Genomic DNA, 26,599 nt, shown 5'->3' with positions numbered 1-26,599 from the left:
AATTGGAGGTGCTTAGCATGTCTAAAAATTATGAGCTTAATGTCCCCCTCCTACCATTAAGGGGTTTACTTGTTTATCCGACAATGGTATTACATTTGGATGTTGGTCGTGAAAAATCAGTGCTAGCGCTTGAAAAGGCAATGGTAGAAGATCATTATATCTTTTTGACGACTCAAAGAGATATCTCACTAGATGAACCAACGGAAGAAGATTTATATCCAATGGGTACCTTAACACGTGTGAAACAAATGTTAAAGCTTCCAAATGGGACGATTAGGGTGCTGGTTGAAGGATTAAAAAGAGCTGAAATTATCGAATATTTACCTGAACAAAATTATTTTTCAGTTCAAATAAAAATATACGAAGATGACGATAGCAAAGATGTCGAACTTCAAGCTCTAATGCGCACGATGCTTGATTATTTTGAACAATACATAAAAATGTCCAAAAAGATTTCTGCAGAAACTTACGCATCTGTTGCCGATATTGAAGAACCTGGCCGAATGGCAGATATTATCGCCTCACATCTTCCTTTAAAACTTAAAGAGAAGCAAACCATTTTAGAAACGATTGATTTAAAAGAAAGACTGAATCGTGTCATTGATGTCATCCATAATGAAAAAGAAGTATTAAATTTAGAAAAGAAAATTGGGCAGCGTGTAAAAAAATCAATGGAACGTACCCAAAAGGAATATTATTTACGTGAACAAATGAAAGCCATTCAAAAAGAACTTGGGGATAAAGAGGGAAAAACGGGAGAAGTGGCAGAGCTAACGGAAAAGATTGAGAAGGCTGGAATGCCAGAACATGTTCTGAATACTGCATTTAAAGAATTAGACCGTTATGAAAAAGTTCCTTCAAGTTCAGCTGAAAGTGCAGTTATTCGAAATTATTTAGAATGGTTAATCTCTTTACCTTGGACAAAAGCAACTGAAGATGATCTAGACATCCATAAGGCGGAAAGAATTTTACACGAAGATCATTATGGATTAGAGAAAGTAAAAGAACGAGTGTTGGAATATTTGGCTGTACAAAAGCTGACAAACTCCTTGAAAGGACCTATTTTATGTTTAGCAGGTCCTCCTGGAGTAGGGAAAACTAGTTTGGCTCGATCGATTGCCACGTCATTAAATCGCCACTTCGTTCGAGTTTCATTGGGCGGGGTTCGTGATGAATCTGAAATTCGAGGACATCGCAGAACTTATGTGGGAGCGATGCCGGGACGAATCATTCAAGGAATGAAAAAAGCTGGAACGATAAATCCTGTGTTCCTTTTAGATGAAATTGACAAAATGTCAAGTGATTTTCGTGGAGATCCTTCTGCAGCTATGCTCGAAGTGTTAGATCCTGAACAAAATCATAATTTCAGTGATCATTATATTGAAGAGCCGTATGACTTATCAAAGGTAATGTTTATTGCGACTGCCAACAATTTAGCAACCATCCCTGGACCGTTAAGAGACCGCATGGAAATTATCACAATTGCTGGATATACCGAATTAGAAAAGCTCTTTATCGCGAAGGAACATTTGCTACCAAAGCAGGTAAAAGAGCATGGTTTATCTAAAGGTGTATTACAAATCCGAGATGAAGCCATTACGAAAATTATTCGTTATTACACAAGGGAAGCTGGAGTTCGTTCTCTAGAGCGTCAGATGGCGACAATTTGCCGTAAAACAGCAAAAATTATTGTTTCTGGAATCAAGAAGAAAGTGGTTATTACAGAAAAAAGTGTTGAAGAGTTTTTGGGAAAAACAATTTTCCGCTATGGCCAAGCAGAGCTAGAAGATCAAGTAGGTGTCGCGACTGGCCTAGCCTATACAACTGTCGGTGGGGACACACTTCAAATAGAAGTATCCTTAGCGCCAGGAAAAGGAAAATTGGTTCTAACAGGAAAACTCGGAGATGTCATGAAAGAGTCAGCACAAGCAGCTTTTAGTTATATCCGTTCAAAAGCAGGCGAATTAAATATCGAAGAGAATTTTCATGAGAAATATGATATTCATATACACGTTCCAGAAGGGGCAGTCCCTAAGGATGGTCCATCTGCTGGGATTACAATCGTAACGGCACTTGTTTCTGCTTTAACAGGTAGACCGATTCGTAGGGAAGTGGGGATGACTGGAGAAGTCACACTACGTGGTCGAGTGTTACCGATTGGTGGATTAAAAGAGAAAACGCTTAGTGCACATAGGGCGGGTTTAACTAAAATCATCTGTCCTAAAGAGAATGAAAAGGATATTGATGATATCCCGGAAAGTGTTCGAGAAGATTTAACCTTTGTTCTTGTATCCCATGTAGATGAGGTATTAAAGCATGCGTTGTTGGATGGTGTGAAAAATGAAAGTAACTAGTTCAGAGATTGTCATTAGTGCTGTTAAGCCAGAACAGTATCCGGATACAACGATACCGGAATTTGCACTAGCAGGCAGATCGAATGTAGGCAAATCATCCTTTATCAATAAAATGCTTAATCGAAAAGGATTGGCAAGAATTTCATCCAAACCAGGAAAAACACAAACATTAAATTTTTATATTATTAATGAAGTATTACATTTTGTTGATGTACCAGGATATGGTTATGCTAAGGTTTCAAAGTCAGAACGTGCAGCTTGGGGTAGAATGATTGAAACGTACTTTACCAAAAGAGAACAACTGAAAGCAGTCGTTTTAATTGTAGATTTACGACATCCACCTACTGCAGATGATCGAATGATGTATGACTTTTTAAAACATTACGAAATCCCGTGTATCATTATCGCAACAAAAGCAGATAAAATTCCAAAGGGAAAGTGGCAAAAACATTTGAAAATCACCAAAGAATCATTAGACATAGATCCAAATGACCACATCGTCCTCTTTTCATCTGAAACAGGTTTAGGTAAAGATGAAGTTTGGAAAATAATTGGGGAATATATGTAGGGAAATAAAGGAATAAGAAAAAGAGACAGCGTTTACCGCTGTCTCTTCTTCGTTTCTTTCTTTAAAAGTAAATAAATTCCGATGAGAATTAATACAGCGGGCCAGAATTTCCAAGCTACTGTTACTCTATTTTCTAGTACACCTATCCAGCTAACAATTTTATCATAAAATAAGAGAAGTCCTGCAAGTGCTAGAAAGAGCAACCCTTGAAATAAACCAACCCCAAGCTTTTGATAGCGAAGTAAAAATCCAAGTGCAATGATTAAAATAAATGTACCAATATGGTCTGGCCATATAGCAAGCTTATGAACGACATGAAAATGGACTCCGAAGCCGAGTAAAATCGTGCCAGGTAAAATTCCGTCGTAATCTTTCGCTATATATGCCTGTCCTAGAAAAGCGATTCCGACGATAATCAATAATGTTGGCCATGTATAAAATTCTTTAAATAAAGTAATTTGTGATTGTTGAAGATAGAAATATGCACCAAATCCTATTAATATCATACCAGGAAAAATGCGTTGATTTTTCATAATACTTTCACTTCCGTTGTTTACTTGAATCTCTTATGTTTTTTTGGTACTGTACATAAGGAAGGAATTTGTCGATTTTGTGAATTATCTAGTTAAATAATCCTAAATAGGCGATAATAAGTATACAATATTAATTGTAATTATTATTTCTTTTATCATACCATAGGTTTACCATTATTTTCACATTATTCGCAGAAAAGTAATTTGTCATATATCTACAAAATTATTTAAGTCATTGTACGAAAGATGGGGTGTTCTTAAAAAATGCATATTTTAGTTGTTGGAATAAACTATAAAACTGCCCCTGTCGAAATTCGCGAGCGGTTAACCTTTAATCCAGATACTTTAGGTGATGCCATGAAGAGGCTACAGACGAGAAAGAGTATCCTTGAGAATGTCATCATTTCAACATGTAATCGAACGGAAATTTATGCGGTTGTGGATCAGTTGCACACTGGCCGGTACTATATAAAGGAATTTCTCTCAGACTGGTTCCAGATGGAAACAGATGAATTTGTTCCATACCTTTTTATTTATGAACAAGAAGGTGCCATCAACCATCTATTCCATGTTGCTTGTGGTTTAAATTCGATGGTTCTCGGTGAAACACAAATATTAGGACAAGTCCGAACAAGTTTTCTTTTAGGTCAAGAAGAGAATACGACTGGAACTGTATTTAACCAATTATTTAAACAGGCTGTAACCCTTGCGAAAAGGGCACATTCCGAAACAGATATTGGAGCAAATGCTGTGTCAATCAGCTATGCTGCCGTTGAGTTATCTAAGAAAATTTTCGGTTCGTTACAAAATAAGCATGTTTTAATTTTAGGTGCAGGAAAAATGGGCGAGCTTGCTATTCAAAATTTACATTCAAATGGTGTAAGTAAAGTGACAGTCATTAACCGTACATTTGAAAAAGCTCAAAATCTAGCAAGTCGTTTTAATGGAACGGCTAAATCACTACAGGAATTACAATGCGCCCTTATTGAAGCTGATATTTTAATTAGTTCAACAGGTTCGAAAGATTTTGTTATTACGAAAGAAATGATGGTTAACGTTGAACGAATGCGCAAAGGAAAGCCGTTGTTTATGGTAGATATAGCTGTACCACGTGACCTTGATCCGAAACTTGCTGATCTTGAAAATGTTTTCTTATATGATATCGACGATTTAGAAGGTATTGTAGAAGCGAACTTGAAAGAACGAAAAAAAGCCGCTGAAAAAATTGAACTTTTAATAGAAGCAGAAATAGTTGATTTTAAACAATGGCTAAATATGTTAGGTGTTGTTCCAATTATATCGGCATTAAGAGACAAAGCTTTATCTATTCAAGCTGAAACGATGGAAAGTATCGAACGAAAGCTTCCAGACTTAACTGACCGTGAAAAGAAAATATTAAATAAACATACGAAAAGCATTATTAATCAATTATTAAAAGATCCGATTCTACAGGCAAAGGAATTATCCTCGCAAAAGAATGCGGATCAAGCATTGGACTTATTTGTAAAAATATTTAATATTGAAGAACATGTAAAGGCCCAGCAGGAGACTAAATCAACCGAGACCTCTAAAGCAATGGTCCAATTAACCCATGCTTCCTTACAGTCATAGTGAGAGGTTTCAGCTATGTTTGATATTTATTTTACTAGGCTTCATGAATTAACCGTTATTTTATATGCGATTAGCGTTCTTCTATATTTTGTGGATTTTCTTCATCAGAACCGGAAGGCAAATCGGTGTGCCTTCTGGTTACTTGCATTTGTTTGGGTTTTACAATCTATCTTTTTAATTTTATACATGATGAAGACAGGAAGGTTCCCAGTCTTAACGATATTTGAAGGACTATATTTTTATGCTTGGGTATTAGTTACTTTGTCATTAATCATTAATCGACTGTTAAGAGTTGACTTTATTGTTTTTTTTACGAATATTTTAGGATTTGGAATTATGGCAATACATACATTCGCTCCAATGCAATTTGATTCTATTATTATGGGGCAGCAATTAGTTTCTGAATTGCTATTAATTCATATCACAATGGCTATACTGTCATATGGAGCATTCTCACTCTCTTTTGTCTTTTCTTTACTCTATTTGATTCAATATGATTTATTAAAAAGGAAAAAATGGGGGAAGACCTTAGTTCGAATTTCAGATCTTTCTATGCTTGAGCATTTTTCATATGTTTTAAATATTATAGGGGTACCGATGTTAATTCTTAGTTTGATATTAGGAACTCAATGGGCTTTTTTGAAGGTACCAGATATGAAATGGTATGATCCAAAGGTGCTTGGATCTTTCAGTGTACTTGCCGTATACGGTGTACTGCTCTATTTAAAAACAAGAAAAGGGTTATCAGCAAAAAAACTTGCCCTTTGGAATATTGCTTCTTTTTTAATCGTATTAATCAACTTTTTCCTTTTTGGACAATTATCATCCTTCCATTTTTGGAACTCGTAAATAATTAGGAGGCTTCTATGAGAAAAATTATTGTTGGTTCAAGAAAAAGTAAATTAGCTTTAACACAAACAAATTGGGTCATTGAACAATTGAAAAAACTCGGCGCTCCATTTGAGTTTGAGGTAAAAGAAATTGTCACAAAAGGGGATCAAATTTTAGATGTTACCTTATCTAAAGTGGGTGGAAAGGGTCTTTTTGTAAAAGAAATTGAACAAGCAATGTTAAATAAAGAAATCGATATGGCTGTTCATAGTATGAAAGATATGCCTGCTATTTTACCTGAGGGGTTAACAATTGGTAGTATACCAGAAAGAGAAGACCATCGTGATGTATTGATTTCTAAGGGACATGTACAGCTAGAGGATTTAAAACCTGGTTCCATCATAGGAACAAGCAGCTTAAGACGTGCTGCACAGCTTTTAGTGGAAAGACCTGATCTTGAAATAAAATGGATTCGCGGAAATATTGATACAAGATTAGCGAAGCTTGAAACAGACGAATATGATGCCATTATTTTAGCAGCTGCTGGTCTCTTCCGAATGGGTTGGGCTAAGGATGTCATTAGCCAGTTTTTATCAACAGAAATATGTTTACCTGCTGTTGGACAAGGAGCATTGTCCCTTGAGTGTCGTGAGGATGACAAAGAGCTTCTTGACTTATTAGCTAAGTTTACATGTGAAAATACAGATGTAGCGGTACGAGCGGAGCGCTCCTTCTTGAATAAAATGGAAGGTGGATGCCAAGTACCGATTGCTGGTTATGCATTTGTAAACGAAGAAAAAGAGATCGTGTTAACAGTTCTAGTTGCTTCTCCAGATGGGGAAATCATCTATAAGGAAGAGGTAAAAGGGACAGATCCAGAGCATCTTGGTAAGCTAGCGGCTAACAAGCTGATTGAAAGAGGCGGAAAAGAATTAATTGATAATGTGAAAGCTGAGCTTGATCAATAATGAATCAGTCTTTACTTCCACTCAAAGGTAAGACAGTTCTTGTACCTCGTGGAAAAAAAGAGGCAGAAGCATTTTCGACTTTAGTAGAACAATATGGGGGAGTTCCAATGGAAATCCCTCTTATTGCCTTTCGACCGATTCAATCCTCAAAAGAAATCGTAGCAATGTTTAATAATTTACATACTTATGATTGGATCATTTTTACGAGTAATGTGACTGTTGAGACCTTTTTTTCCTTTTTTAAAAAAACACCTGCAGCAATTCCTCAAGTTGCAGTTATCGGAGAAAAGACGGCAAATGTTCTGAGAGAGAAAGGATACGGGGTTCAATTTATCCCCAATGAGTATGTTGCTGAAGGTTTTGCTCGTGAGTTTCGTCCATATGTAAAAAAAGGGATGAAGGTATTAATTCCAAAAGGGAATTTATCCAGAGATTATATCGCCAAGTCATTAATAAATGCAGGAGCATTGGTTGACGAAATTATCATTTACGAAACTTATTTACCTGAGGAAAGTAAATTACACTTAAAAGAAGCTATCACAAATAGGCAATTAGATATTTTAACCTTTACGAGTCCATCCACATTTGATCATTTTATGGAAGTCATCCTTGGGAACGGTCTGCAAAGAAATATTGAACATTGTTTGATTGCTTGTATCGGACCTGTGACAAAGGAGAAAATTGAGTCCCTTGGGTGGAAGGTTGATGTCAGTCCCGAAACGTATACTGTGGAAAATATGCTGAAAGATGTTATCCTTTATATACAAGCTCAAAATTAGGAGGAAATAATTATGGAATTAAATTTTCATCGACACCGTCGATTAAGAAGTTCTGAAAATATGCGTTCACTTGTAAGGGAAAATCATCTTCGAGTGGAGGATTTTATCTATCCTCTTTTTATCGTAGAAGGTGAAAATAAACGAACTGAAGTTAAATCGATGCCAGGAGTTTTTCAATTATCGTTAGACAATCTCCAAACAGAAATGGAAGAGATTATTTCATTGGGAATTAAATCCATTCTACTATTTGGAGTTCCTAATGAGAAAGATGAATGCGGACAAGGCGCATACCATGATCACGGTATCGTTCAAGAGGCTACACGTTTTGTGAAGGAAAGATTTCCTGAAATGATCGTTGTGGCAGATACGTGTCTTTGTGAATATACAAGTCATGGCCATTGCGGTGTGATTGAAAACGGGAAGGTATTAAACGATCCATCATTACAATTACTCGTTCAGACAGCTGTAAGTCAAGCTAAAGCAGGTGCTGATATAATTGCCCCTTCAAATATGATGGATGGGTTTGTTGCTGCCATCCGAAAAGGACTTGATGAGGCTGGATTTGAAGATATTCCAATCATGTCCTATGCAGTGAAATATGCATCTGCATTCTACGGACCATTCCGTGATGCAGCTGAGAGCACCCCTCAATTCGGTGATCGCAAAGCATATCAAATGGATCCTGCTAACCGCCTAGAGGCTCTAAGAGAAGCAGAATCTGATGTATTAGAAGGTGCGGACTTCTTAATAGTCAAGCCTGGTTTACCATATTTAGATATCGTTCGTGACGTGAAGAACAACTTTAACCTACCCGTTGTGATTTATAATGTAAGTGGGGAATATTCAATGGTTAAAGCTGCTGCAATTAACGGATGGATAGATGAACAAAAGATTGTGATGGAAATGCTTACTGGTATGAAGCGAGCAGGAGCAGATTTAATTATTACATATTTTGCTAAAGACGTTGCCCGTTGGTTACAAGCTTAGAATTAGAATAGCCAATTGTAAGGAAAAATCATTAGGAAATGAGGATTCTATTTTATGAATTCATACAGTCAATCCATTGATGCTTATAAAGAAGCGATAACTCTTATGCCTGGTGGGGTAAATAGTCCAGTGCGTGCCTTTAAATCAGTCAAAATGGATCCGATTTTTATGGCAAGAGGAAAAGGTTCGAAAATTTATGATATTGATGGCAATGAATATATTGATTACGTATTATCTTGGGGACCACTTATTTTAGGACATACAAATGATCAAGTTGTAGAAGCAATTAAAAAAGTGGCTGAACTAGGTACAAGCTTTGGTGCCCCTTCTTTAATTGAAAATGAATTAGCTAAGCTCGTTATTGAACGTGTCCCATCGATTGAAATGATTCGAATGGTTTCATCTGGAACAGAAGCAACGATGAGTGCTTTGCGACTTGCCAGAGGATATACAGGAAGAAACAAAATTGTGAAATTTGAAGGTTGTTACCATGGGCATGGTGATTCGCTTCTAATTAAAGCTGGCTCAGGAGTTGCTACACTAGGATTACCTGATAGCCCGGGTGTTCCAGAAGGTATCGCTAAAAATACAATCACAGTGCCATATAATGATCTTGAAAGCTTAAAATATGCCTTTGAGCAATATGGTGATGATATAGCTGGTTTGATCGTTGAACCAGTTGCAGGTAATATGGGAGTCGTTCCACCACTTCCAGGTTTTTTAGAAGGGCTTCGTGAAATTACACAACAATACGGTGCGTTATTGATTTTTGATGAGGTCATGACTGGCTTCCGTGTAGGATATCATTGTGCTCAAGGTTATTATGGAATCACCCCAGATATAACATGCCTAGGGAAAGTCATCGGCGGTGGACTACCTGTAGGGGCTTACGGTGGACGTGCCGAAATTATGGAGAAAATTGCGCCAAGTGGACCAATTTATCAGGCTGGTACATTATCCGGTAATCCGCTAGCGATGTCTGCAGGGTTAGAAACCTTAAAGCAACTGACTCCGGAAGATTATACTGAGTTTGAAAGAAAAGGAGATATTCTTGAGGAAGGGATAAAAGCTGCAGCAAGTAAATATGACATCCCTCATTCCATTAATCGAGCAGGCTCTATGATTGGATTCTTCTTTACAAACGAAAAAGTATATAATTATGAAAAAGCAAAAACGTCTAATTTAGATTATTTTGCAACCTATTACCGCGAAATGGCCAATCAAGGTATTTTCTTGCCGCCATCACAATTTGAAGGATTATTCCTATCAACAGCTCATAGTGATGAAGATATTCAAAAAACATTACACGCGATTGAAAAAGCATTTGCGGTGATTAAAGGTTAATAACAGAAACTGTCCAGCGCTAGCGTCCTAGTCCCGACGTACAGGAAGACTAGTGTCGACAATGCGACAGGACGTCTCGTCCTTGTTGATCTCGAAGTCAAATGTTCGGGTTGATCACAGCGCTTTTCGCTTTTCTTACTCTCACTTAGTGAGGGTTTTTTTTTATGTCCAATCATAAAAATCATGTATAAGTCATACAGTTTAATGACATGGTGATTTATGTAATAGGAAATGAAAGGAGGAGTCGCTTTGTCTCAAGAAAGCCAATCGTGTTTACGATTTTCTTTAGAAGAGTCTGTCTGGTTTCAAAGAGGACAGGAAGTCGAAGAACTTGTTTCGATTTCACTTGATCCTAATATAACGATTCAAGAAAATGACCAGTATGTAACCATTCGTGGCTCACTCGAATTAACTGGAGAGTATAAACGTCAAAATGGGTTTGCAGAAAATGATGGTTTGGATTCAATTCAAAAGTGGGTTCATTCAGTAGTAGAAAGAGACGAAGGAATTTGCGAATTTGCTCATCAATTTCCAGTGGATATTACGATCCCGACCTATAGGATTCGTGATTTAAATGAAATTGATGTCGAGATTGAAACCTTTGATTATGTTTTGCCAGAAAGAAGTTGTTTGAAATTAACTGCAGATCTCAACATTACTGGACTTTACGGTGATCAAGTCGTAGAAGAAAAAGAAGTAGCTGAAGCAGAATTAGATGAAGCGTTGGAGTTAAAACTTCGCTCTCCTTCAGAAGAAAGCTTTGATTCCGATTATGAAAATGAAGTTGAAGTAGAAGTAGAAGTAGAAGTAAGTGAATTAAAAGAGCTTGTTAGAACCAGTGATGATGTAGAATCTTCAGAAGAACTTATTGAGGAACATGAAAATGAGTTAGAATTTGAACCATTTGAAGTGGAAGCAAGAAAGGAAGAAGTTTTCTTTCGTGATCCCAATTTGGTAGAATCTTCTTCCCATCAACCAGATTCACCGGATATATCATTTTCTTCTTATCGAAGTGAACAGCCTCATGTAGTAGATCAAGAGGCTCACGGAGAAATGCATGTTGAAGGACCTGAGGTAGAAGAAGAAATTGAATCTCCTCCAATTGAAAAAACAGTAAAACAAAAGTCATCGAAAAAGAAGAGTATGTCCATTTCAGAGTTTCTAGCCCGAAAAGAAAATAGTGAAGATTTAGCAAAATTAAAAGTCTGTATCGTACAATATGGAGAATCTGTTGATACATTAGCAGAGAGATATCAAGTATCCGTTCAACATCTACTAAAGGTGAACCAGTTAGAAATTAACCAGGATGTTCATGAAGGGCAAGTCCTTTACATCCCGCAAGTGCATGCTAGGAAATAATGAAACAAGATGAGCAGGTTAAATAATACCAGCTCATCTGTTTTCTTTTCATACTGAATTAAGTAAGTATAAATTTTTTAGACTTTGAAAATTGTCTAGCGCAAGCGTCCTAGCTCCGACGTACAGGATGTACTAGTGTCGACAATGCGACAGGACGTCGCGCTCTTGTCGACCTCGAGGTCAAATGTTCGCCACCCAAAAAGTCAAAGAACGACTTTCCGGGTGGCAAAGTTAAGCTTGTCGGGACTGATCAAGGGCTTGCGCTTTTCCTACTTGAAAGAGAGTGGACAAAATGAATGATCATACAATCGTTCAAGGTTTGGACCCAATATTAAAGTATTACGGTATTCAAGCAAATTTTGTGGAGAAATATGGGAAAATATATAAAATTTATTCCAATAAAGGAACATTCGCGCTGAAGCAAATACCCATCCATCATGGGATAGATTTTATTAAACATGTTCAATATTTATTTCAAAAAGGATTTAATCGGATTGTTCCCATCTACCCATCTTTAGATGGAAGATATGCCATACTTTATGAAAATACTCTTTATTATTTAATGCCTTGGTTAATAAATGATGAGAAAGAAGACCGAGATAAAAGACCACAGCTCATGTTCCGTGAATTGGCACGAATGCATTCCTTATCACAAAAAGAATTGGTTGTGAATAAAGAGGAACGGACTGAGCATTATGAAAAAACGAAACAGCAATGGGAAAAAGATATCGAATTAATGGAAGGATTCATTGAAACTTGCGAAAAAAAAATGTATATGTCTCCATTTGAGTTACAATTTTGTCTTTATTTTCACGAAATTCGTCTAGCCCAACGCTACGCGCTTACTAGATTTGAAGAGTGGTATGAGGCGACAAAGGATAATGAAAAAGCACGATCTGTCATTAATCATGGAAAAGTGTCTACTGAGCATTTTCTATTTGATGAAAAGGGATATGGATACTTTTCAAATTTCGAGGATTCAGGGCTTGGTTCACCCATTCATGATGTTCTCCCTGTGTTATACAGATCTTTGAAGGGGCAGCTTAGGAAATTTGATGAAGCACTGACATGGCTTTATGATGGCTATTTTAAATATTTTCCACTAAAAGAAGAAGAAAAGCTTCTATTCTACAGTTATGTCTCCTATCCAAACCCGATCATACGAATTACAAAGGAATATTTACAAGCAAATGAAAAGCGGAACGAACTGAAATTTTCTCAAAAACTGTTGAAACGATATTGGCAATTAAAAAATACGGAGTATATTGTCATGCGAATGACTGAAATTGAAAAGCAGCTCAAACAAAAAAAAGAAGGAGCCCCAGAATAATCAACTGGAAGGCTCCTTATATAATTTCTAAATACAAACAAATGGCAATGGAGATAAAAATAATTAATAAAAGTACATCGAGTACGGTAGGGAAAAACACTGTCCTTATACCTTGAAAAATACAAAAAGGAATAATAAATTGCGAACAAATAAGTTTTAATTTTCGTACCCATGGTGAATACGGGTTGAATCTCCCCATCATATTCCTCCCTTTCCTCCTATTTATTATTAGTTTATGTGTTTATTATTTGATTGTGCCTATCTTTTTTCTAACACTCTAATTGAATACACTGAATAAATTATTAAAAAGTTGGAAATCATGATTGACGACACAGTCCTTTTTTCGGTAGTATAACAATATATATTTTATATAAAGCTGTGATAGGGATAGTACGTTGGTAATCTGTTTAAAGAGAGGGAAATAATTTGCTGAGATATTTCCTAAGTAGACCCATTGGAAAGTCACCCTTGAGCTTCTTCTGTCAACGGAAAAATTTTTCCTAGTAATGGAAGACGGAATAGACCGTTATCTAACTTGAGTGCCAATTGAATATTTTTCAGTTGGAAAAAAGGTGGTACCGCGAATTTTTACTCCATTCGTCCTTTTATAGGATGAATGGGGTTTTTTATTTTTTAGGGAGGTTATTTAAATGGAAACTCAAGAACTAACAATGCCAACGAAATACGATCCACAGTCCATTGAAAAAGGTCGCTATGAGTGGTGGCTTTCTGGCAAATTTTTCGAAGCAAAAGGAGAAAAGGAGAAACAACCATATACGATTGTAATTCCACCTCCCAATGTAACAGGAAAGCTTCACTTAGGTCATGCTTGGGATACAACTCTTCAAGATATTTTGACTCGTATGAAACGTATGCAGGGGTTTGATGTATTATGGTTACCTGGTATGGACCACGCTGGTATTGCAACTCAAGCAAAGGTGGAAGAAAAGCTTCGTAATGAAGGAAAAAGTCGTTATGACTTAGGCCGTGAAAAATTTGTTGAAGAAACTTGGAAGTGGAAGGAAGAGTATGCTAGTCATATTCGTCAGCAATGGTCAAAACTTGGATTGGGTCTTGACTACTCTCGTGAGCGTTTCACATTAGATGAGGGACTTTCAGATGCTGTTCGTGAAGTGTTCGTTTCTCTATATCGTAAAGGCTTAATTTACCGTGGAGAGAGAATTATTAACTGGGATCCTTCAACTAAAACAGCTTTGTCAGATATTGAGGTTATTCACCAAGATGTTCAAGGCGCTTTTTACCATATGCATTATCCATTAACGGATGGTAGTGGCAATATTGATGTGGCAACGACTCGACCAGAAACGATGCTTGGTGATACCGCAGTTGCAGTTCATCCAGAAGATGATCGCTATAAGCATTTAATTGGAAAAACGGTTAAGCTTCCAATTGTAGGAAGAGAAATTCCAATCGTTGGCGATGATTATGTTGATATGGAATTTGGTTCAGGTGTTGTAAAGATTACTCCAGCTCATGACCCGAATGATTTTGAAATTGGAAACCGTCATAATTTAGAAAGAGTTTTAGTTATGAATGAAGACGGTACGATGAATGCAAACGCAGGAAGTTATCAAGGTATGGATCGATTTGCATGTCGTAAGCAGATTGTAAAGGATTTGCAAGATCAAGGAGTTCTCTTTAAAATTGAAGAGCATCTTCATTCTGTTGGTCACTCTGAGCGTAGTGGTGCTGTAGTAGAACCGTATTTATCGACACAATGGTTTGTAAAAATGCAACCGCTAGCCGATGAGGCTATTGCATTGCAAAACAAAGAAGAAAAGGTAAACTTTGTTCCGCAACGCTTTGAAAATACGTATATGCGCTGGATGGAGAATATACGTGATTGGTGTATCTCACGTCAATTATGGTGGGGACACCGAATTCCCGCTTGGTATCATAAAGAAACTGGTGAAGTGTATGTCGATCATGAACCTCCAGCTGATATTGAAAATTGGAATCAAGATAATGACGTATTGGATACTTGGTTTAGTTCTGCATTATGGCCATTTTCTACAATGGGTTGGCCAAATACAGAATCAGACGACTATAAGCGATATTACCCCACGAATTGCCTAGTAACAGGCTATGATATCATTTTCTTCTGGGTATCAAGAATGATTTTCCAAGGACTAGAGTTTACGGGAAAACGTCCTTTCAACGATGTTTTGATTCATGGTCTAGTTCGCGATGCTGAAGGGCGAAAAATGAGTAAATCTTTGGGCAACGGTGTGGATCCAATGGACGTTATCGATCAATTTGGAGCAGACTCTCTTCGTTATTTCCTATCAACAGGAAGTTCACCAGGTCAGGATTTACGCTTCAGTATGGAGAAGGTAGAATCAACTTGGAACTTTGCTAATAAAATTTGGAATGCCTCACGTTTTGCTCTAATGAACATGAATGGTCTTACTTTTGAAGAAATTGATTTATCAGGTGAGAAATCAGTTGCTGACAAGTGGATATTAACCCGTTTAAATGAAACCATTGAAACGGTGACGAGACTTTCGGATAAATATGAGTTTGGTGAGGTTGGCCGAGTTCTTTATAACTTTATCTGGGATGACTTCTGTGACTGGTATATCGAAATGGCTAAGCTCCCTCTTTACGGAGATAATGAGGCTGCAAAGAAAACAACACGTTCCATTTTAGCCTACGTGTTAGATAACACAATGAGATTGCTTCATCCGTTTATGCCATTTATTACCGAGGAAATTTGGCAGAACCTTCCGCATCAAGGTGAGTCTATTACGATGGCAGCATGGCCGACAGTGAAGGAAGAACTAACAGATGCAAACGCTGCTAATGATATGAAGCTTCTTGTAGAAATCATTCGTTCAGTTCGAAATATTCGAGCTGAAGTGAACACACCTTTAAGTAAGAAAATTAATATGTTCTTAAAGGCAAAAGACGAAAACATTGTAGCTGCTTTAGAAAATAACCGTGGCTATTTAGAAAGATTTTGTAATCCAGAGGAGCTTCAAATCGGAATCGATTTAAACACTCCTGAAAAAGTAATGACTGCGGTTGTAACAGGAGTAGAAATTATTCTACCTTTAGCTGGATTAATTAATATCGATGAAGAAATTTCAAGATTGCAAAAAGAATGGGAAAAACTAAATAATGAGGTTGACCGTGTTCAGAAGAAACTTTCCAATGAAGGCTTCGTAAAAAAAGCACCTGAAAAAGTTATTGAAGAAGAAAGAGCAAAGGAACAAGATTATTTAGAAAAACGCGCAGCAGTGGAAGCACGAATAAACGAATTGAAAAATAGTTAAATTTTAGAATCATTTTGTAAATATTACAGTTTACTTATTAATTAAGAGGCGAATCTCAAATAAAGGGATTCGTCTTTTTCCAAGATTAAGGGGGAGCAATATGTTAACAACCTATAAAGAGGCTATAAATTGGATTCATTCACGGCTTCGTTTAGGGATTAAGCCTGGTTTAAAAAGAATGGAATGGATGATGGAAAGACTTGGATCTCCACATAATCAATTAAAAACAATCCATATTGGTGGAACAAATGGAAAAGGTTCTACTGTAACCTTTTTACGAAATATTTTACAATCATCGGGTTTTGAGGTGGGGACATTTACTTCTCCGTACATTGAACAATTTAACGAGCGTATAAGTGTAAATGGGATTCCGATTTCTGATGACGAGATTGTTGAGCTTACGAATCTAATAATCCCACTTGCCGATGAACTAGAAGGTACTGAGCTAGGAGCCCCAACGGAGTTTGAGGTTATTACAGCTATGTCATTTTACTATTTCGCAAAACTTCATCCTGTAGATGTTGTCATTTATGAGGTAGGGTTAGGTGGAAGATTTGACTCAACGAATATCATTCATCCACTATTATCTATCATTACAAGTATCGGACTCGATCATACAAGCATACTAGGGGAAACATACGAAGAAATTGCCTTTGAAAAAGCGGGGATCATAAAAAATGGTGTAGGTGTTATTTCTGCCGTAAAACAGAATGAAGCAAGGGAAGTCATTATGAATCAAGCATTACTAAAAAAAGCTTCCATCTATCAACCGGGTAATCAATACTCTGTAACTTCGACTAGAAGTTTAGTAAAAGGAGAAGAATTTTCTATTACAACACCATTTAAAAGCCTAAATCATTTAGAAATTGGGATGATGGGACAGCATCAAGTGGATAATGCTTCCTTAGCTGTTATGGCATCTATCTACTTAAATCAATTTTACTCTTTTATGATCGAAGAGGAACATATTCGTTCGGGTTTAAAGGCGGCATTTTGGCCAGGAAGGATGGAAATTATTCAGGAAAGTCCTTTAGTCGTAATGGATGGTGCACATAATGAAGAGGGTATTTCGGCACTTGTAAAAGTGATTGAATCACGTTTTAATCAATATAATATTAAAATAATATTTACTGCTTTAGCCGATAAAGCTTTAGACGGAATGATCGGACAATTAGATAAAGTGGCTGACCAACTTTATTTTGTAGAATTTGATTACCCTCGCGCATCGAAAGCACTCGATTTATTTGAAAAAAGCCACTCACAAAATAAAAGTTATACTAATGACTGGAAAAATTTATTAGTAGAACAAATAGATCGCTTAGGACAAGAAGAAATATTAGTCATCACAGGCTCGTTATACTTCATTTCAGAGGTAAAGGGCTTTTTAACTAAAAAATGACAGGAAAAGTGTGACAATTGTTGGAATATTTGATAAAATGATTGGTATATTTCATTACTAATTGCCTATGATTGGAGGGTGGACGATGAATGTTAAACCAAACACAATAAAAGCGATTTGGATATGTTGGTTATTAATCGTTCCACCTGGTATATGGTTTGTTTACAATAACTTTCCGCCCGATTTATTTGGACAAGGTAAAGCTTTAATGACCTTTTTAGCATTGTCCATTATTGGAGCATTATTGCCGATGGTAATCAATAGTGTTCCTGTCACACTCATTCAATGGGTGTTTTTAGCAGTGTTTCTTGCATTCGGTTTATTCGCTGAACTAATCATTGCTCAAATCTGTATTGCTGTATTATTACTTAGGCTTCGTATTGGTAAAAGAGGATTATTTAGAATTCCACTAAACTCATTAATGTTTTTTATGATTTCATTAATAAGTGGGCTGGTTTACTATGCCCTTGGAGGAACTACTGGAGTTCAAATAACGGATAATGCTACTCATTTAGTACTTGTTGTAATCTATATGGTTGTTCAATTTATTGTTAATCAAATCATTTTAACGATAAATTTCCGATTAGTTTATGGAATCAAAAGATCATGGTTTGGAAAAGACTTTAACTGGGATTTGACTACTGCGATAATTAGCTTACCTATTGGTTATATATTATATTTCCTTTATACAGATGTTGGATCCATTGCACTATTATTTGTTGGTGTACCATTTGTATGTTTAACTATTATTCTATATCTCTATTATTCAAGTCAAAAAATTAACGAATATTTACACAAGGCCGCAGATATTGGTCATCAGATGGCAGAACGACTGAATGTGGATGAGGTAATCGATTTATTTATTCAAAGGATTTCTGAAATGCTCCCAGTTGATTTTGCCTATATTTTAGATGTTGTGGATAATCATGAGTTAGTCTTACTTAGACGTGTGGAGGCAGGGGAAATATTATCTATTGATATGGATCCAATGCAGAGAAATGAAGGGATAAGTGGGATGGTATGGGCAACGAAAAAATCAGCTTTATACCAATCAGCTAAAGAATGGGAAAATGTTGCTGAAGGTTATATGCCACCAAAAGTCGAAAGTGTATTAGTTGTTCCCATTATTCGTCATAATGGGGTAGTAGGAATTCTTTTTCTAGCCTCTAAACAAAAAAGAGCCTATGAAAAATCACAATTAATGATTGTTGAGTTACTTTGCTCTTATTTTGCAGTAGCGATTGAAAATGCCAAACACTACAAAGAAACAAAAGAACATAGTGAAACATGTGCATTAACGAAACTTTATAATTATCGTTATTTTGAAAGATTATTATCGGAAGAGTTTACTAAACTTGAAGAAAATCAAAGAGAGCGTATTTCATTAATTATCCTAGATTTAGACCACTTCAAAGTGATTAATGATACATACGGACATCAAAGCGGAAATGAAATTCTATGTGAATTATCTGCGCGCTTACGTAGAATCATAGGGGATAGAGGTACTGTTGCTCGTTACGGTGGAGAAGAATTTGTTGTCTTATTACCTGATATAACGAAAGCAGAAGTTCTTGCCATCGCAGAATGGATTCGACAAGGAATTGCTCATCATCCTTTCATTCTGGAAGAACATATTGGTGAAGATAAAAATACACTATCAGTTCACGTCACAGCTTCCATTGGTGTAGCTTCTGCACCTACTGATGCGGAGGATTCATTAGCATTGATTCGACATGCGGATAGGGCACTGTATGTAGGGGCGAAGAGAGCTGGGCGAAACCGGGTTGCGGAGTATGTGAAATAAAAGGTTAACTGGGGTAAAAAGTACCCTATAGAGTAGACGCTTAAAAAGGTCTGCACTATAGGGTACTTTTTTGTACAATGAATAAAAAATGAGCGAATCGGTGATAACCAAATTTCCAAAATGAATGTCCTTTACAGAGGGTACAATTTAATTTAGCTGACAACCTCTTTTTAATAGGTTACTTTAATATCTTTTTCTTCGGACGACCAGTCCATATCGATTTGTGAGCTACTTGGGGGTAGAGGTTTATAACAAGCTTCATTGCCTGGAATATCGTATTTCACTACCTTATTATTTACTATTAAAAAGGGATGGGTGATGCAAATTTGGTAGCTGTTACCAGTAAAGTTAATTGGATTTTTAAAAATAGCAATTCCATTAATTATTAAAGTAGAATTTCCTTGTAAATTTAACGACTCTTTTGGAAAATTTAATTCACCATCGAAATAAGCATTTCCATTTATTTTAAGCAAAGAAGTACCATCAATATCTACGTGCTTATCAAAAAATGCATTTCCATTTATAACTAAATCCAAATTTCCTTGTACTGAAACAGTTTGTTCAAAATAAACAGACTGATTAAATATTTTTTCTTTATTATCAAAATCGTTTTTATCTAATTCATCTTTAATAACTAAAGAATATGATCCTTTTGGCGGAGGATCAGGAGATGGTAAGTTATTTCCACCTCCACCTGGTGTGCCTCCTCCTTGTCCCTTATTTTTAGTTAAATAGACAGTAATTTCTATCGTTTTTGAATCCGATCCATCAGTTCCTTTACTAAAAAATTCAAGTGGAATCTCATCATTAATCTGGCATTCAGAAGCATTTATTTGTTCGAAAAGTTTGGTTAATTCAATTGTTCGACCTGTTTCAATATCAAAAGTCTTTTTGTAGTTTACACTAGGTAAATCAAGTTCAGTTTTCTTTAGTTCTACGCAAAATAATCTACTATATTCATTTAATATCTGATCTGTAGTTTTATTATAATTTGCAGGGTCATTCATATATACTACCGTTTTATTTTTTGCTTCTTGATTCGCAGTTCGTGTTATATAATTGATTTTTTTATCTAAATAGGTTATCCCCATTTCTGCTAAATCTGTAGCAACATTTAGGCTATCGCTTTTATTAAATTGTAACCTTGTTGATATAGCCTTACTGCTTAAAGCCATTCCTAATGTCGTAATGACGACAATGATGACCAGTACTAATAATAAAGTGGATCCTTTTTCATTTTTCATAACTGGTCACTCTCCATAATAGCTAAATATGGTTGTATCAATTTCATACGTTTTTCCATTCTTGTCACTGATTTGTAGCCAAATCGCTAAAGGTTTTTTAAAATCCTGTACATTAAAGCTTTTCGTCAGAACAGATGGATCATACTGACTATACCCCGCCTTAAATGTAGCATCATAATTGTCTGAAACAAGAGGAATGGTTTCAGCCCCTTTAATAATCGAGACGTTTTTTTTCGTTTCATTATAACTAAGTGTGTAAGGTTCAACTTTGTAATGATAATTTTTGATGATTTTAATCGCCAAGTTCGCTTCTTGAGATAAGGAATTTTTTGTTGAAAGCGTCGCATAATTTTTTTGTGAATTGATTAAAACTCCAAAAATTAAAGAGCCTAAAATAAAAAAAATTGTAATCGTCGCTAATAATTCTATCAATGTTAAACCTTTTTCATTTTTCATCACAATCATCCTCTTATAAAGGTAAAGGTTTCTGATTTGTTACTGGGCTTGTCCTTATCTTGAACGGTAACTTTTATTTGGATAAGAGGGATAGTAGGATCATTCGTAAAATTACTAAATTCAAGTGTAATGTTTTGTGAATCATCGATTGTTGTTGGTATTAAAGGACTACTAGTTGCATTTGTAATTTTATAAGTGCCATTTTTTACACCACTTGTATCAAGAATTCCTAACGATTGTAACTGAGATTGTGAAATGCTACTTTCAATATGATTGATTACTTTCTGAGCTGTCTCTGATGTCGAAAGCTTTTTTTCATTATGCTGAATAAATATGGCGTTTTGTGTGAAAAAACCCATAAATGTAAACAAAATTATCGATAATAATGTGATGGAAAGTAATAACTCTAATAGTGTTAGCCCGTGTTCATTACGTATAACACTAGGTGCAGCCATTTCGACACCTTCTTTCAAAATTACTTATCTTATTATACAATATGTTCAAGTAATAATTATATTTAAATCTAGACATTATTTTATCTATTTAGTAAATGGGTAACTTTTAAGTGGAAGGAGTGGACTTATGCCGTACTTATTTGCCGTACTATCAATCTTTTTATTGTTACCTTTAGTGATGTTTATTAATATTGGAATATCCAAAAAAGGCAAACTATTAATTATTTTGCTTTCATTTATTATTTCGGCACTAGGTTTACTTTCTTTAATTAGTTATCCTCTTTGGCAAAGTGCCGCAATCATGTTGTTACTAATACTAGTCACTACCTACCTTATGAATGAAAGGTACGAAAAATTTTTATTCGAATTGAATACAAAGGAAGAAAATAATCATCATATATTCACTAAAGAAATAGAGAAAATTGTCATTTTAGAGGAAGAAGAGCTGTATACAGAAGACGAATTATTTGAAGATCAAAATCAAGCTATTTTTGTTACAGAAGAAGTTGCCGTAACTGTTGAAGAAGAACTATCCACAATACATGATGAGGTTGCCTTAATTGTATCTAACGAATTATCAACTTCTTATGAAGAATTTACGAATACTGAAGAAAAATTGTCCTCTATCCTTGAAGAAATGAAAGTAAAAAAAATAGATGAATTTACTACAAATAGTGTAGAGGTAGTAAATCTCGATGAAATGAAGGAAGAAAAACTTCAATTTTTAAATAAACCATCGGATGAGATACTCGAAATGAAAAAAATAGATAATTTTATGATGAATTTTAAAAAAAATGAAGATGAAATAGCAATTCAAATTGAGGGACATTCAAAAGTCGTTGAGTTATTTGATAATTTAAACGAAACCTCTAATCTAGAGGTAAGTGAGATTCCAAATTTGAGCGATATAATTAATGAAATTGAATTTGAGGAACTAGAAAATTCAAATATCATTTTAAATGAAGCTGAAAGCGTATATCAAACAGAAAAGATGGATAATGAAGCTTTCATAAGTGAATTCGAAAATGAATTAGAGGAAATCGATCCTCGTACATTTTCAGAACGAAACGATGAGGAAAAAGAAACAATAATTGAACTGGAAGAAGAGATTATTCCTTTTAAGATTTTTGTAACAGATCCTTCTAAAACGATAGATCTCGAACCAATGAAAAAGGCACCTAAGAAGAAAGAAAACTATTTATCAGAAATTGAAAAACTTCTTGAAGAAGAATAACGATCAAAGATAGAATGGAGGCGAAAATAATGAAGAGGAAACATTTAAGTAATCTTTTTTTTATCTTATTCCTTTGTACTGCATATATTTTCGCATTCTCTCAGATTGGGACGTATGCTTATGAAACTTTTACTTCAGAAAGCAACCATTATGAAGAAGGAACAATGATTGGTACTACTAATCTATCTGGTAAGACTAAAAATGAAGCGATGACAATCTTAACAGGTGAAATAGATAAATGGAAAAATAACGCCCATATTCAATTTAATTATCGGGAAAAATCTGTTCAATTTAATAACGAAAGTTTTACTTTTAATATTATTGAATCAATTGAATTAGCTAAAGGTGGTCAACAAAACCCTTTACTTGTACAAATTAGTAAAGAAGAACTACAAAAAGCCATTGTGTTATTAGCCCCATCTGTAACGGTTACGGAAGAATTAGAAGCGCAATTAAACAAAAACGCACAGTCTTTAGTAAATGAGAGAGTCTTTCATATTGATCAATTTCTAGTCGAGAAGGCAAAGCCGGAAGTATTATCAACGATAGAATTGGTAATAGATCCATCTAGCAGTATTGAAGTGATTAAGACAGATATTCAGATTCCCGCAGAATCTACTTTTTCTTTTAGTGAATTTATAAAAAAGGAAAGTATGGTCAATTCTCCATCTGACTTTTTGAACCAATTAGCTTCCGGTATTTATCAATTAGTTTTACCAACTAATTTTAAGATACATGAACGTCATATTGGTTCAGAAATTCCAAGTGAGGAATCACTTGGATACGAAGCGAAAATCGATGATAGTCTGGGTTGGGATCTGGCTTTTTATAATCCTAATAGTGAAGATTTTTCTATAAAAGTAAGTCAAGAAGGGAATAAACTAATAGTTCAATTAATTGGTTATTCCTTTGTGGATCAATATAAAGTTGAATTAAGTAATGAACAAACCTTCGAACCTAAAACAATTAAGCACTTCGATCCGCTTTTATTACCTGGCAAATCTAAAGAATTGTCCAGTGGGATTAATGGATATTATGTGGAAGTTAATCGGAAAATATTTTCAAGTAATGGAGATTGGATTAGTACGGAATTGATCGCAAAGGATTTTTACGCTCCAAAGCATCGAATTGAGTTAGTGGGTCTTGAAAGTTACGAATCGGAAGACCTTTTAGCTGATGATGAAAATATTGATGAAAAGAGTATTCAGGAAAATAGTAATGGGGAATACGTAGATGGTTCAGATGGTGATATTGAAGAAAATGTAAACGAAACTATAAAAAAGTAATAAAGAATTAGAAGGAAATTAATGTAAGGAAAGTGAGGCAAACAAAGTGAAGCAAATGCGTAAAAGACTCGGTGATTTACTCGTTGAATCCAGTCTTATTTCAGAAGAGCAGCTTCAGTCTGCCTTAAAAGAGAAACGAGCGGATCAAAAAATAGGGGATGCGCTTTTAGAAAAAGGATTTATTACAGAACAACAGCTGATAGAAGTATTAGAATTTCAGCTAGGAATACCTCATATCAGCCTTTATCGATATCCATTTGATACGAGCTTATTTACGTTAATTCCAAAAGATGTAGCACGTAGAAATTATTTAATCCCCCTTCGTAAAGAAGGAGAAAAACTGTTTGTAGCGATGGCTGATCCTATGGATTTTTATATGATTGATGATCTTCGTCTTAGTACAGGCTTTCATATTGAAACGGCTATTGCAACAAAAGACGATATCATTAAGGCGATTAATAAATACTATGAAGTAGATTCTGGATTTGAAGAATTTTTAGGGGAAATTCCACCAGCTGTCCCGGTTGCTGAAGAAAAGGTAGCCGAACAGGATTCACCTATTGTACGTCTAGTTAATCAGCTTTTAATAAATGCGATAGCACAAAAAGCAAGTGATATCCATATCGATCCACAAGAAAGTAAAATAATCGTCCGATACCGAGTGGATGGTATATTAAGAGTAGAACGTATTTTGCCAAAAAATTTACAAAGTGTATTAACAGCTCGGATTAAGATTTTAGCTAATTTAGACATTACAGAGTACCGTATCCCACAAGACGGTCGGATGAAAGTGCGACTAGATTTACATCCTGTCGATTTACGTGTATCAGTCGTTCCTACCGTATTTGGTGAAAAAATGGTTATGCGGATTCTTGATTTAAGTAATGCCCTTAATGATATTGAAAAAATTGGGTTTAACAAGCTTAACTTAAAACGGTTTGTAAGTATGCTTGAAAAACCAACTGGGATGGTACTAATTACAGGTCCAACAGGATCCGGTAAATCATCTACTTTATACGCTGGATTAAATAAATTAAACAATGATGAAGTAAATATTGTTACGATTGAAGACCCGGTTGAATTTCAAATTGAAGGCATTAATCAAATTCAAGTAAACCCGAATGTTGGAATGACATTTGCGAAAGGTCTTCGTTCCATTTTGAGACAAGATCCTAACATCATTATGGTGGGGGAGATTCGTGATAAAGAAACGGTTGAGGTGGCCATTCGAGCTTCATTAACAGGTCATCTTGTCCTTAGTACTCTTCATACAAATGATTCAATTGGTACGATTACCCGCTTATTGGATATGGGTGTCGAGCCGTTTCTTGTTGCTTCATCGATAACAGGTATAGTTGCTCAAAGACTTGTTCGAAAAGTTTGTCGAGACTGTAAACGAGAGCAGGTTCCAACAAAAATGGAGCTAGAGATTTTTGAAAAACGAGGAATAAATATTGATAAAATTACAAGAGGAAAAGGCTGTTCCTCCTGTAATATGACTGGCTATAAAGGTCGAATTGCTCTTCATGAAGTGCTTGTGATTAACGATGATATTAGACGTTCTATTATGAATGAAGAACCGATCCAAAATCTTCGAGATATCGCCATTGAAAATCGAACTATTTTTCTCATTGATGATGGTCTTTTGAAAGTAAAACAAGGGTTAACCACGACAGAAGAAGTGTTAAAAGTAGCTTATTTAGAATAGAGGTGCACGTGATGTTAGATAAAATTGAATATTTACTTCGTGCAGGATATGAATTAAAAGCATCAGATATTCATTTAACGGTTGGTGTTCCTCCTATCATGCGTATCAACGGTGATTTAAAACGATATGGGAAAGAAACATTACTACCTGCAGATACAGAGGAAATGGCACGTGCGATCATCCCGCCACATTTATGGGATACCTTTATGGAAAAAGGGGAGCTAGATTTTTCCTATGGGATTCCAAAAGTATCGAGATTCCGTATTAATACGTACAAGCAACGGGCATGTATCGCGATGGCGATTCGTATTGTTCCAACATCCATTCCAACTATCGAGGACTTAGAGCTTCCTGAAGTATTAAAGGAAATAGCTGATAAGCCTCAAGGATTGGTGCTCGTGACAGGCCCAACTGGAAGTGGAAAGTCCACTACATTAGCAGCGATGATCCATTATATGAACCAAAATATGCGTAAACATATTATTACGTTAGAAGACCCGATTGAATATTTGCATAAACATGGAAACTCCATTATTGATCAGCGTGAAGTTGGTTTTGATACAAATAACTTTGGCAATGGTTTACGCGCGGCTCTTCGTCAAGACCCAGATGTGATTTTAGTCGGAGAGATGCGTGATTTAGAAACGATTCAAACGGCTATAACAGCAGCCGAAACAGGTCACTTAGTATTTGGAACACTTCATACATCAAGTGCTCCTGCAACGATCAACCGAATTATAGATGTTTTTTCACCAGCACAGCAGCCACAAATTCGAATTCAGTTAGCTTCTGTATTGGTATCTATTGTTTCGCAGCGCTTATTCCCGACAGTTGACAAAAAAGCTCGTAAGGTGGCAACCGAAATTTTGATTAACAATTCCGCTATTTCCAACTTAATTCGAAATGAGAAAATTCATCAAATCGTGAGTATCATGCAAACATCACGTGCTCAAGGAATGCATACTTTAGAATCGAGTGTAAAAGAGCTATATGAAGCGGGAATCATTCAAAAAGAATTTGCTCAACCTTATCTTCAGGAGAAGCTGAGCTAAA

The 26,599-nt window shown here is 35.7% G+C and carries 22 protein-coding genes and 1 other annotated feature; of the genes, 17 read left to right on the top strand and 5 right to left on the bottom strand.

What is annotated here, in order from left to right; all coding sequences use genetic code 11:
• Nucleotides 1-17: 17 nt before the first annotated feature.
• Together lon and yihA are read left to right on the top strand one after the other, a co-directional pair.
• Entirely contained in the window at nucleotides 18-2,354 is a 2,337-nt protein-coding gene (gene lon, locus ACFSO7_RS20010; RefSeq protein WP_377879148.1) for an endopeptidase La, read from the top strand.
• A complete protein-coding gene (gene yihA / locus ACFSO7_RS20005) occupies nucleotides 2,341-2,922 on the top strand; it encodes a ribosome biogenesis GTP-binding protein YihA/YsxC (RefSeq protein ID WP_377879147.1) in 582 nt (193 codons plus the stop codon). The genes lon and yihA overlap by 14 nt, the downstream gene beginning before the upstream one ends.
• Nucleotides 2,923-2,954: 32 nt before the next feature.
• Here yihA and ACFSO7_RS20000 read toward each other — a convergent pair whose 3' ends face one another.
• Nucleotides 2,955-3,455 (bottom strand): LiaI-LiaF-like domain-containing protein, encoded by a 501-nt coding sequence (locus ACFSO7_RS20000; protein WP_377879146.1) that lies wholly within the window; start codon nucleotides 3,453-3,455, stop codon nucleotides 2,955-2,957.
• Between the two features lie 264 nt (nucleotides 3,456-3,719).
• Between ACFSO7_RS20000 and hemA the strand changes: the two genes are divergently transcribed.
• The 8 genes from hemA to ysxE all read left to right on the top strand — a co-directional run bounded on the left by hemA (nucleotide 3,720) and on the right by ysxE (nucleotide 12,664).
• Nucleotides 3,720-5,066 carry a glutamyl-tRNA reductase gene (gene hemA / locus ACFSO7_RS19995; RefSeq protein ID WP_377879144.1) on the top strand — a complete coding sequence of 449 codons (1,347 nt, stop codon included), beginning with the start codon at nucleotides 3,720-3,722 and terminating at the stop codon, nucleotides 5,064-5,066.
• A gap of 15 nt (nucleotides 5,067-5,081) precedes the next feature.
• On the top strand, nucleotides 5,082-5,915 hold the full coding sequence (locus ACFSO7_RS19990; protein ID WP_377879142.1) for a cytochrome C assembly family protein: 834 nt from the start codon (nucleotides 5,082-5,084) through the stop codon (nucleotides 5,913-5,915).
• A gap of 17 nt (nucleotides 5,916-5,932) precedes the next feature.
• Nucleotides 5,933-6,865 (top strand): hydroxymethylbilane synthase, encoded by a 933-nt coding sequence (hemC, locus tag ACFSO7_RS19985; RefSeq protein ID WP_377879140.1) that lies wholly within the window; start codon nucleotides 5,933-5,935, stop codon nucleotides 6,863-6,865.
• The gene (locus tag ACFSO7_RS19980; RefSeq protein WP_377879138.1) at nucleotides 6,865-7,644 is read left to right on the top strand and encodes a uroporphyrinogen-III synthase; all 780 of its coding nucleotides are present in this window, start codon (nucleotides 6,865-6,867) and stop codon (nucleotides 7,642-7,644) included. The genes hemC and ACFSO7_RS19980 overlap by 1 nt, the downstream gene beginning before the upstream one ends.
• 12 nt (nucleotides 7,645-7,656) lie before the next feature.
• Entirely contained in the window at nucleotides 7,657-8,631 is a 975-nt protein-coding gene (hemB, locus tag ACFSO7_RS19975) for a porphobilinogen synthase (RefSeq protein ID WP_377879136.1), read from the top strand.
• A gap of 54 nt (nucleotides 8,632-8,685) precedes the next feature.
• Complete coding sequence (gene hemL / locus ACFSO7_RS19970) at nucleotides 8,686-9,975, top strand: glutamate-1-semialdehyde 2,1-aminomutase (RefSeq protein WP_377879134.1); 1,290 nt, start codon at nucleotides 8,686-8,688, stop codon at nucleotides 9,973-9,975.
• A gap of 249 nt (nucleotides 9,976-10,224) precedes the next feature.
• Nucleotides 10,225-11,334: a stage VI sporulation protein D gene (spoVID, locus tag ACFSO7_RS19965; protein ID WP_377879133.1), complete on the top strand. Its 1,110-nt coding sequence runs from the start codon at nucleotides 10,225-10,227 to the stop codon at nucleotides 11,332-11,334.
• 292 nt (nucleotides 11,335-11,626) lie between these two features.
• Complete coding sequence (ysxE, locus tag ACFSO7_RS19960; RefSeq protein WP_377879132.1) at nucleotides 11,627-12,664, top strand: spore coat protein YsxE; 1,038 nt, start codon at nucleotides 11,627-11,629, stop codon at nucleotides 12,662-12,664.
• Between the two features lie 16 nt (nucleotides 12,665-12,680).
• On the opposite strand, the gene ACFSO7_RS19955 is transcribed toward ysxE, so the two are convergent.
• Entirely contained in the window at nucleotides 12,681-12,866 is a 186-nt protein-coding gene (locus ACFSO7_RS19955; protein WP_377879131.1) for a hypothetical protein, read from the bottom strand.
• A gap of 167 nt (nucleotides 12,867-13,033) precedes the next feature.
• Nucleotides 13,034-13,272: a binding site (T-box leader), on the top strand.
• Nucleotides 13,273-13,314: 42 nt separating this feature from the next.
• Between ACFSO7_RS19955 and ACFSO7_RS19950 the strand changes: the two genes are divergently transcribed.
• The 3 genes from ACFSO7_RS19950 (at nucleotide 13,315) to ACFSO7_RS19940 (ending at nucleotide 19,163) form a co-directional block, all read left to right on the top strand.
• The gene (locus tag ACFSO7_RS19950) at nucleotides 13,315-15,960 is read left to right on the top strand and encodes a valine--tRNA ligase (protein ID WP_377879130.1); all 2,646 of its coding nucleotides are present in this window, start codon (nucleotides 13,315-13,317) and stop codon (nucleotides 15,958-15,960) included.
• A 100-nt stretch (nucleotides 15,961-16,060) separates the two neighbouring features.
• On the top strand, nucleotides 16,061-17,359 hold the full coding sequence (locus ACFSO7_RS19945; protein ID WP_377879129.1) for a bifunctional folylpolyglutamate synthase/dihydrofolate synthase: 1,299 nt from the start codon (nucleotides 16,061-16,063) through the stop codon (nucleotides 17,357-17,359).
• A gap of 85 nt (nucleotides 17,360-17,444) precedes the next feature.
• On the top strand, nucleotides 17,445-19,163 hold the full coding sequence (locus tag ACFSO7_RS19940; protein ID WP_377879128.1) for a sensor domain-containing diguanylate cyclase: 1,719 nt from the start codon (nucleotides 17,445-17,447) through the stop codon (nucleotides 19,161-19,163).
• Nucleotides 19,164-19,333: 170 nt separating this feature from the next.
• Here the strand turns inward: ACFSO7_RS19940 and ACFSO7_RS19935 are convergent, their stop codons facing one another.
• Genes ACFSO7_RS19935 through ACFSO7_RS19925 form a run of 3 tightly spaced genes read right to left on the bottom strand, consistent with a single transcriptional unit; the run spans nucleotide 19,334 to nucleotide 21,318 of the window.
• On the bottom strand, nucleotides 19,334-20,407 hold the full coding sequence (locus ACFSO7_RS19935) for a hypothetical protein (RefSeq protein WP_377879127.1): 1,074 nt from the start codon (nucleotides 20,405-20,407) through the stop codon (nucleotides 19,334-19,336).
• A 6-nt stretch (nucleotides 20,408-20,413) separates the two neighbouring features.
• Nucleotides 20,414-20,863: a PilW family protein gene (locus ACFSO7_RS19930; protein WP_377879126.1), complete on the bottom strand. Its 450-nt coding sequence runs from the start codon at nucleotides 20,861-20,863 to the stop codon at nucleotides 20,414-20,416.
• A 5-nt stretch (nucleotides 20,864-20,868) separates the two neighbouring features.
• Nucleotides 20,869-21,318 (bottom strand): prepilin-type N-terminal cleavage/methylation domain-containing protein, encoded by a 450-nt coding sequence (locus tag ACFSO7_RS19925; RefSeq protein ID WP_377879125.1) that lies wholly within the window; start codon nucleotides 21,316-21,318, stop codon nucleotides 20,869-20,871.
• Nucleotides 21,319-21,445: 127 nt separating this feature from the next.
• Between ACFSO7_RS19925 and ACFSO7_RS19920 the strand changes: the two genes are divergently transcribed.
• From ACFSO7_RS19920 to ACFSO7_RS19905, 4 genes are read left to right on the top strand one after another with little or no spacing between them, the layout of a single operon-like run.
• Nucleotides 21,446-22,552, top strand: coding sequence for a hypothetical protein (locus tag ACFSO7_RS19920; RefSeq protein ID WP_377879124.1), 1,107 nt, complete (start codon nucleotides 21,446-21,448; stop codon nucleotides 22,550-22,552).
• Between the two features lie 29 nt (nucleotides 22,553-22,581).
• Complete coding sequence (locus ACFSO7_RS19915; RefSeq protein ID WP_377879123.1) at nucleotides 22,582-23,838, top strand: VanW family protein; 1,257 nt, start codon at nucleotides 22,582-22,584, stop codon at nucleotides 23,836-23,838.
• A 55-nt stretch (nucleotides 23,839-23,893) separates the two neighbouring features.
• Nucleotides 23,894-25,546 carry a GspE/PulE family protein gene (locus tag ACFSO7_RS19910; protein WP_377879492.1) on the top strand — a complete coding sequence of 551 codons (1,653 nt, stop codon included), beginning with the start codon at nucleotides 23,894-23,896 and terminating at the stop codon, nucleotides 25,544-25,546.
• Between the two features lie 11 nt (nucleotides 25,547-25,557).
• Nucleotides 25,558-26,598: a type IV pilus twitching motility protein PilT gene (locus tag ACFSO7_RS19905; protein ID WP_377879122.1), complete on the top strand. Its 1,041-nt coding sequence runs from the start codon at nucleotides 25,558-25,560 to the stop codon at nucleotides 26,596-26,598.
• Nucleotide 26,599 lies beyond the last annotated feature (1 nt).

It is taken from the genome of Bacillus sp. CGMCC 1.16607 (assembly GCF_042683745.1).
Lineage (GTDB): Bacteria > Bacillota > Bacilli > Bacillales > Cytobacillaceae > Pseudoneobacillus.
The sequence above is the reverse complement of the archived record's forward strand: the minus strand, read 5'-3'. Positions and strand labels throughout refer to the sequence as shown.

What these genes read in the sequence shown, in the direction of transcription:
- ACFSO7_RS19935 (WP_377879127.1), bottom strand. Translation starts at nt 20,407, where the DNA reads ATGAAAAATGAAAAAGGATCCACTTTATTATTAGTACTGGTCATCATT.
- ACFSO7_RS19920 (WP_377879124.1), top strand. Translation starts at nt 21,446, where the DNA reads ATGCCGTACTTATTTGCCGTACTATCAATCTTTTTATTGTTACCTTTA.
- ACFSO7_RS19930 (WP_377879126.1), bottom strand. Translation starts at nt 20,863, where the DNA reads ATGAAAAATGAAAAAGGTTTAACATTGATAGAATTATTAGCGACGATT.
- ACFSO7_RS19915 (WP_377879123.1), top strand. Translation starts at nt 22,582, where the DNA reads ATGAAGAGGAAACATTTAAGTAATCTTTTTTTTATCTTATTCCTTTGT.
- lon (WP_377879148.1), top strand. Translation starts at nt 18, where the DNA reads ATGTCTAAAAATTATGAGCTTAATGTCCCCCTCCTACCATTAAGGGGT.
- ACFSO7_RS20000 (WP_377879146.1), bottom strand. Translation starts at nt 3,455, where the DNA reads ATGAAAAATCAACGCATTTTTCCTGGTATGATATTAATAGGATTTGGT.
- ACFSO7_RS19905 (WP_377879122.1), top strand. Translation starts at nt 25,558, where the DNA reads ATGTTAGATAAAATTGAATATTTACTTCGTGCAGGATATGAATTAAAA.
- hemB (WP_377879136.1), top strand. Translation starts at nt 7,657, where the DNA reads ATGGAATTAAATTTTCATCGACACCGTCGATTAAGAAGTTCTGAAAAT.
- ACFSO7_RS19950 (WP_377879130.1), top strand. Translation starts at nt 13,315, where the DNA reads ATGGAAACTCAAGAACTAACAATGCCAACGAAATACGATCCACAGTCC.
- ACFSO7_RS19945 (WP_377879129.1), top strand. Translation starts at nt 16,061, where the DNA reads ATGTTAACAACCTATAAAGAGGCTATAAATTGGATTCATTCACGGCTT.
- ACFSO7_RS19925 (WP_377879125.1), bottom strand. Translation starts at nt 21,318, where the DNA reads ATGGCTGCACCTAGTGTTATACGTAATGAACACGGGCTAACACTATTA.
- ACFSO7_RS19955 (WP_377879131.1), bottom strand. Translation starts at nt 12,866, where the DNA reads ATGATGGGGAGATTCAACCCGTATTCACCATGGGTACGAAAATTAAAA.
- ACFSO7_RS19980 (WP_377879138.1), top strand. Translation starts at nt 6,865, where the DNA reads ATGAATCAGTCTTTACTTCCACTCAAAGGTAAGACAGTTCTTGTACCT.
- ysxE (WP_377879132.1), top strand. Translation starts at nt 11,627, where the DNA reads ATGAATGATCATACAATCGTTCAAGGTTTGGACCCAATATTAAAGTAT.
- hemL (WP_377879134.1), top strand. Translation starts at nt 8,686, where the DNA reads ATGAATTCATACAGTCAATCCATTGATGCTTATAAAGAAGCGATAACT.
- hemC (WP_377879140.1), top strand. Translation starts at nt 5,933, where the DNA reads ATGAGAAAAATTATTGTTGGTTCAAGAAAAAGTAAATTAGCTTTAACA.
- ACFSO7_RS19990 (WP_377879142.1), top strand. Translation starts at nt 5,082, where the DNA reads ATGTTTGATATTTATTTTACTAGGCTTCATGAATTAACCGTTATTTTA.
- ACFSO7_RS19910 (WP_377879492.1), top strand. Translation starts at nt 23,894, where the DNA reads ATGCGTAAAAGACTCGGTGATTTACTCGTTGAATCCAGTCTTATTTCA.
- yihA (WP_377879147.1), top strand. Translation starts at nt 2,341, where the DNA reads ATGAAAGTAACTAGTTCAGAGATTGTCATTAGTGCTGTTAAGCCAGAA.
- hemA (WP_377879144.1), top strand. Translation starts at nt 3,720, where the DNA reads ATGCATATTTTAGTTGTTGGAATAAACTATAAAACTGCCCCTGTCGAA.
- ACFSO7_RS19940 (WP_377879128.1), top strand. Translation starts at nt 17,445, where the DNA reads ATGAATGTTAAACCAAACACAATAAAAGCGATTTGGATATGTTGGTTA.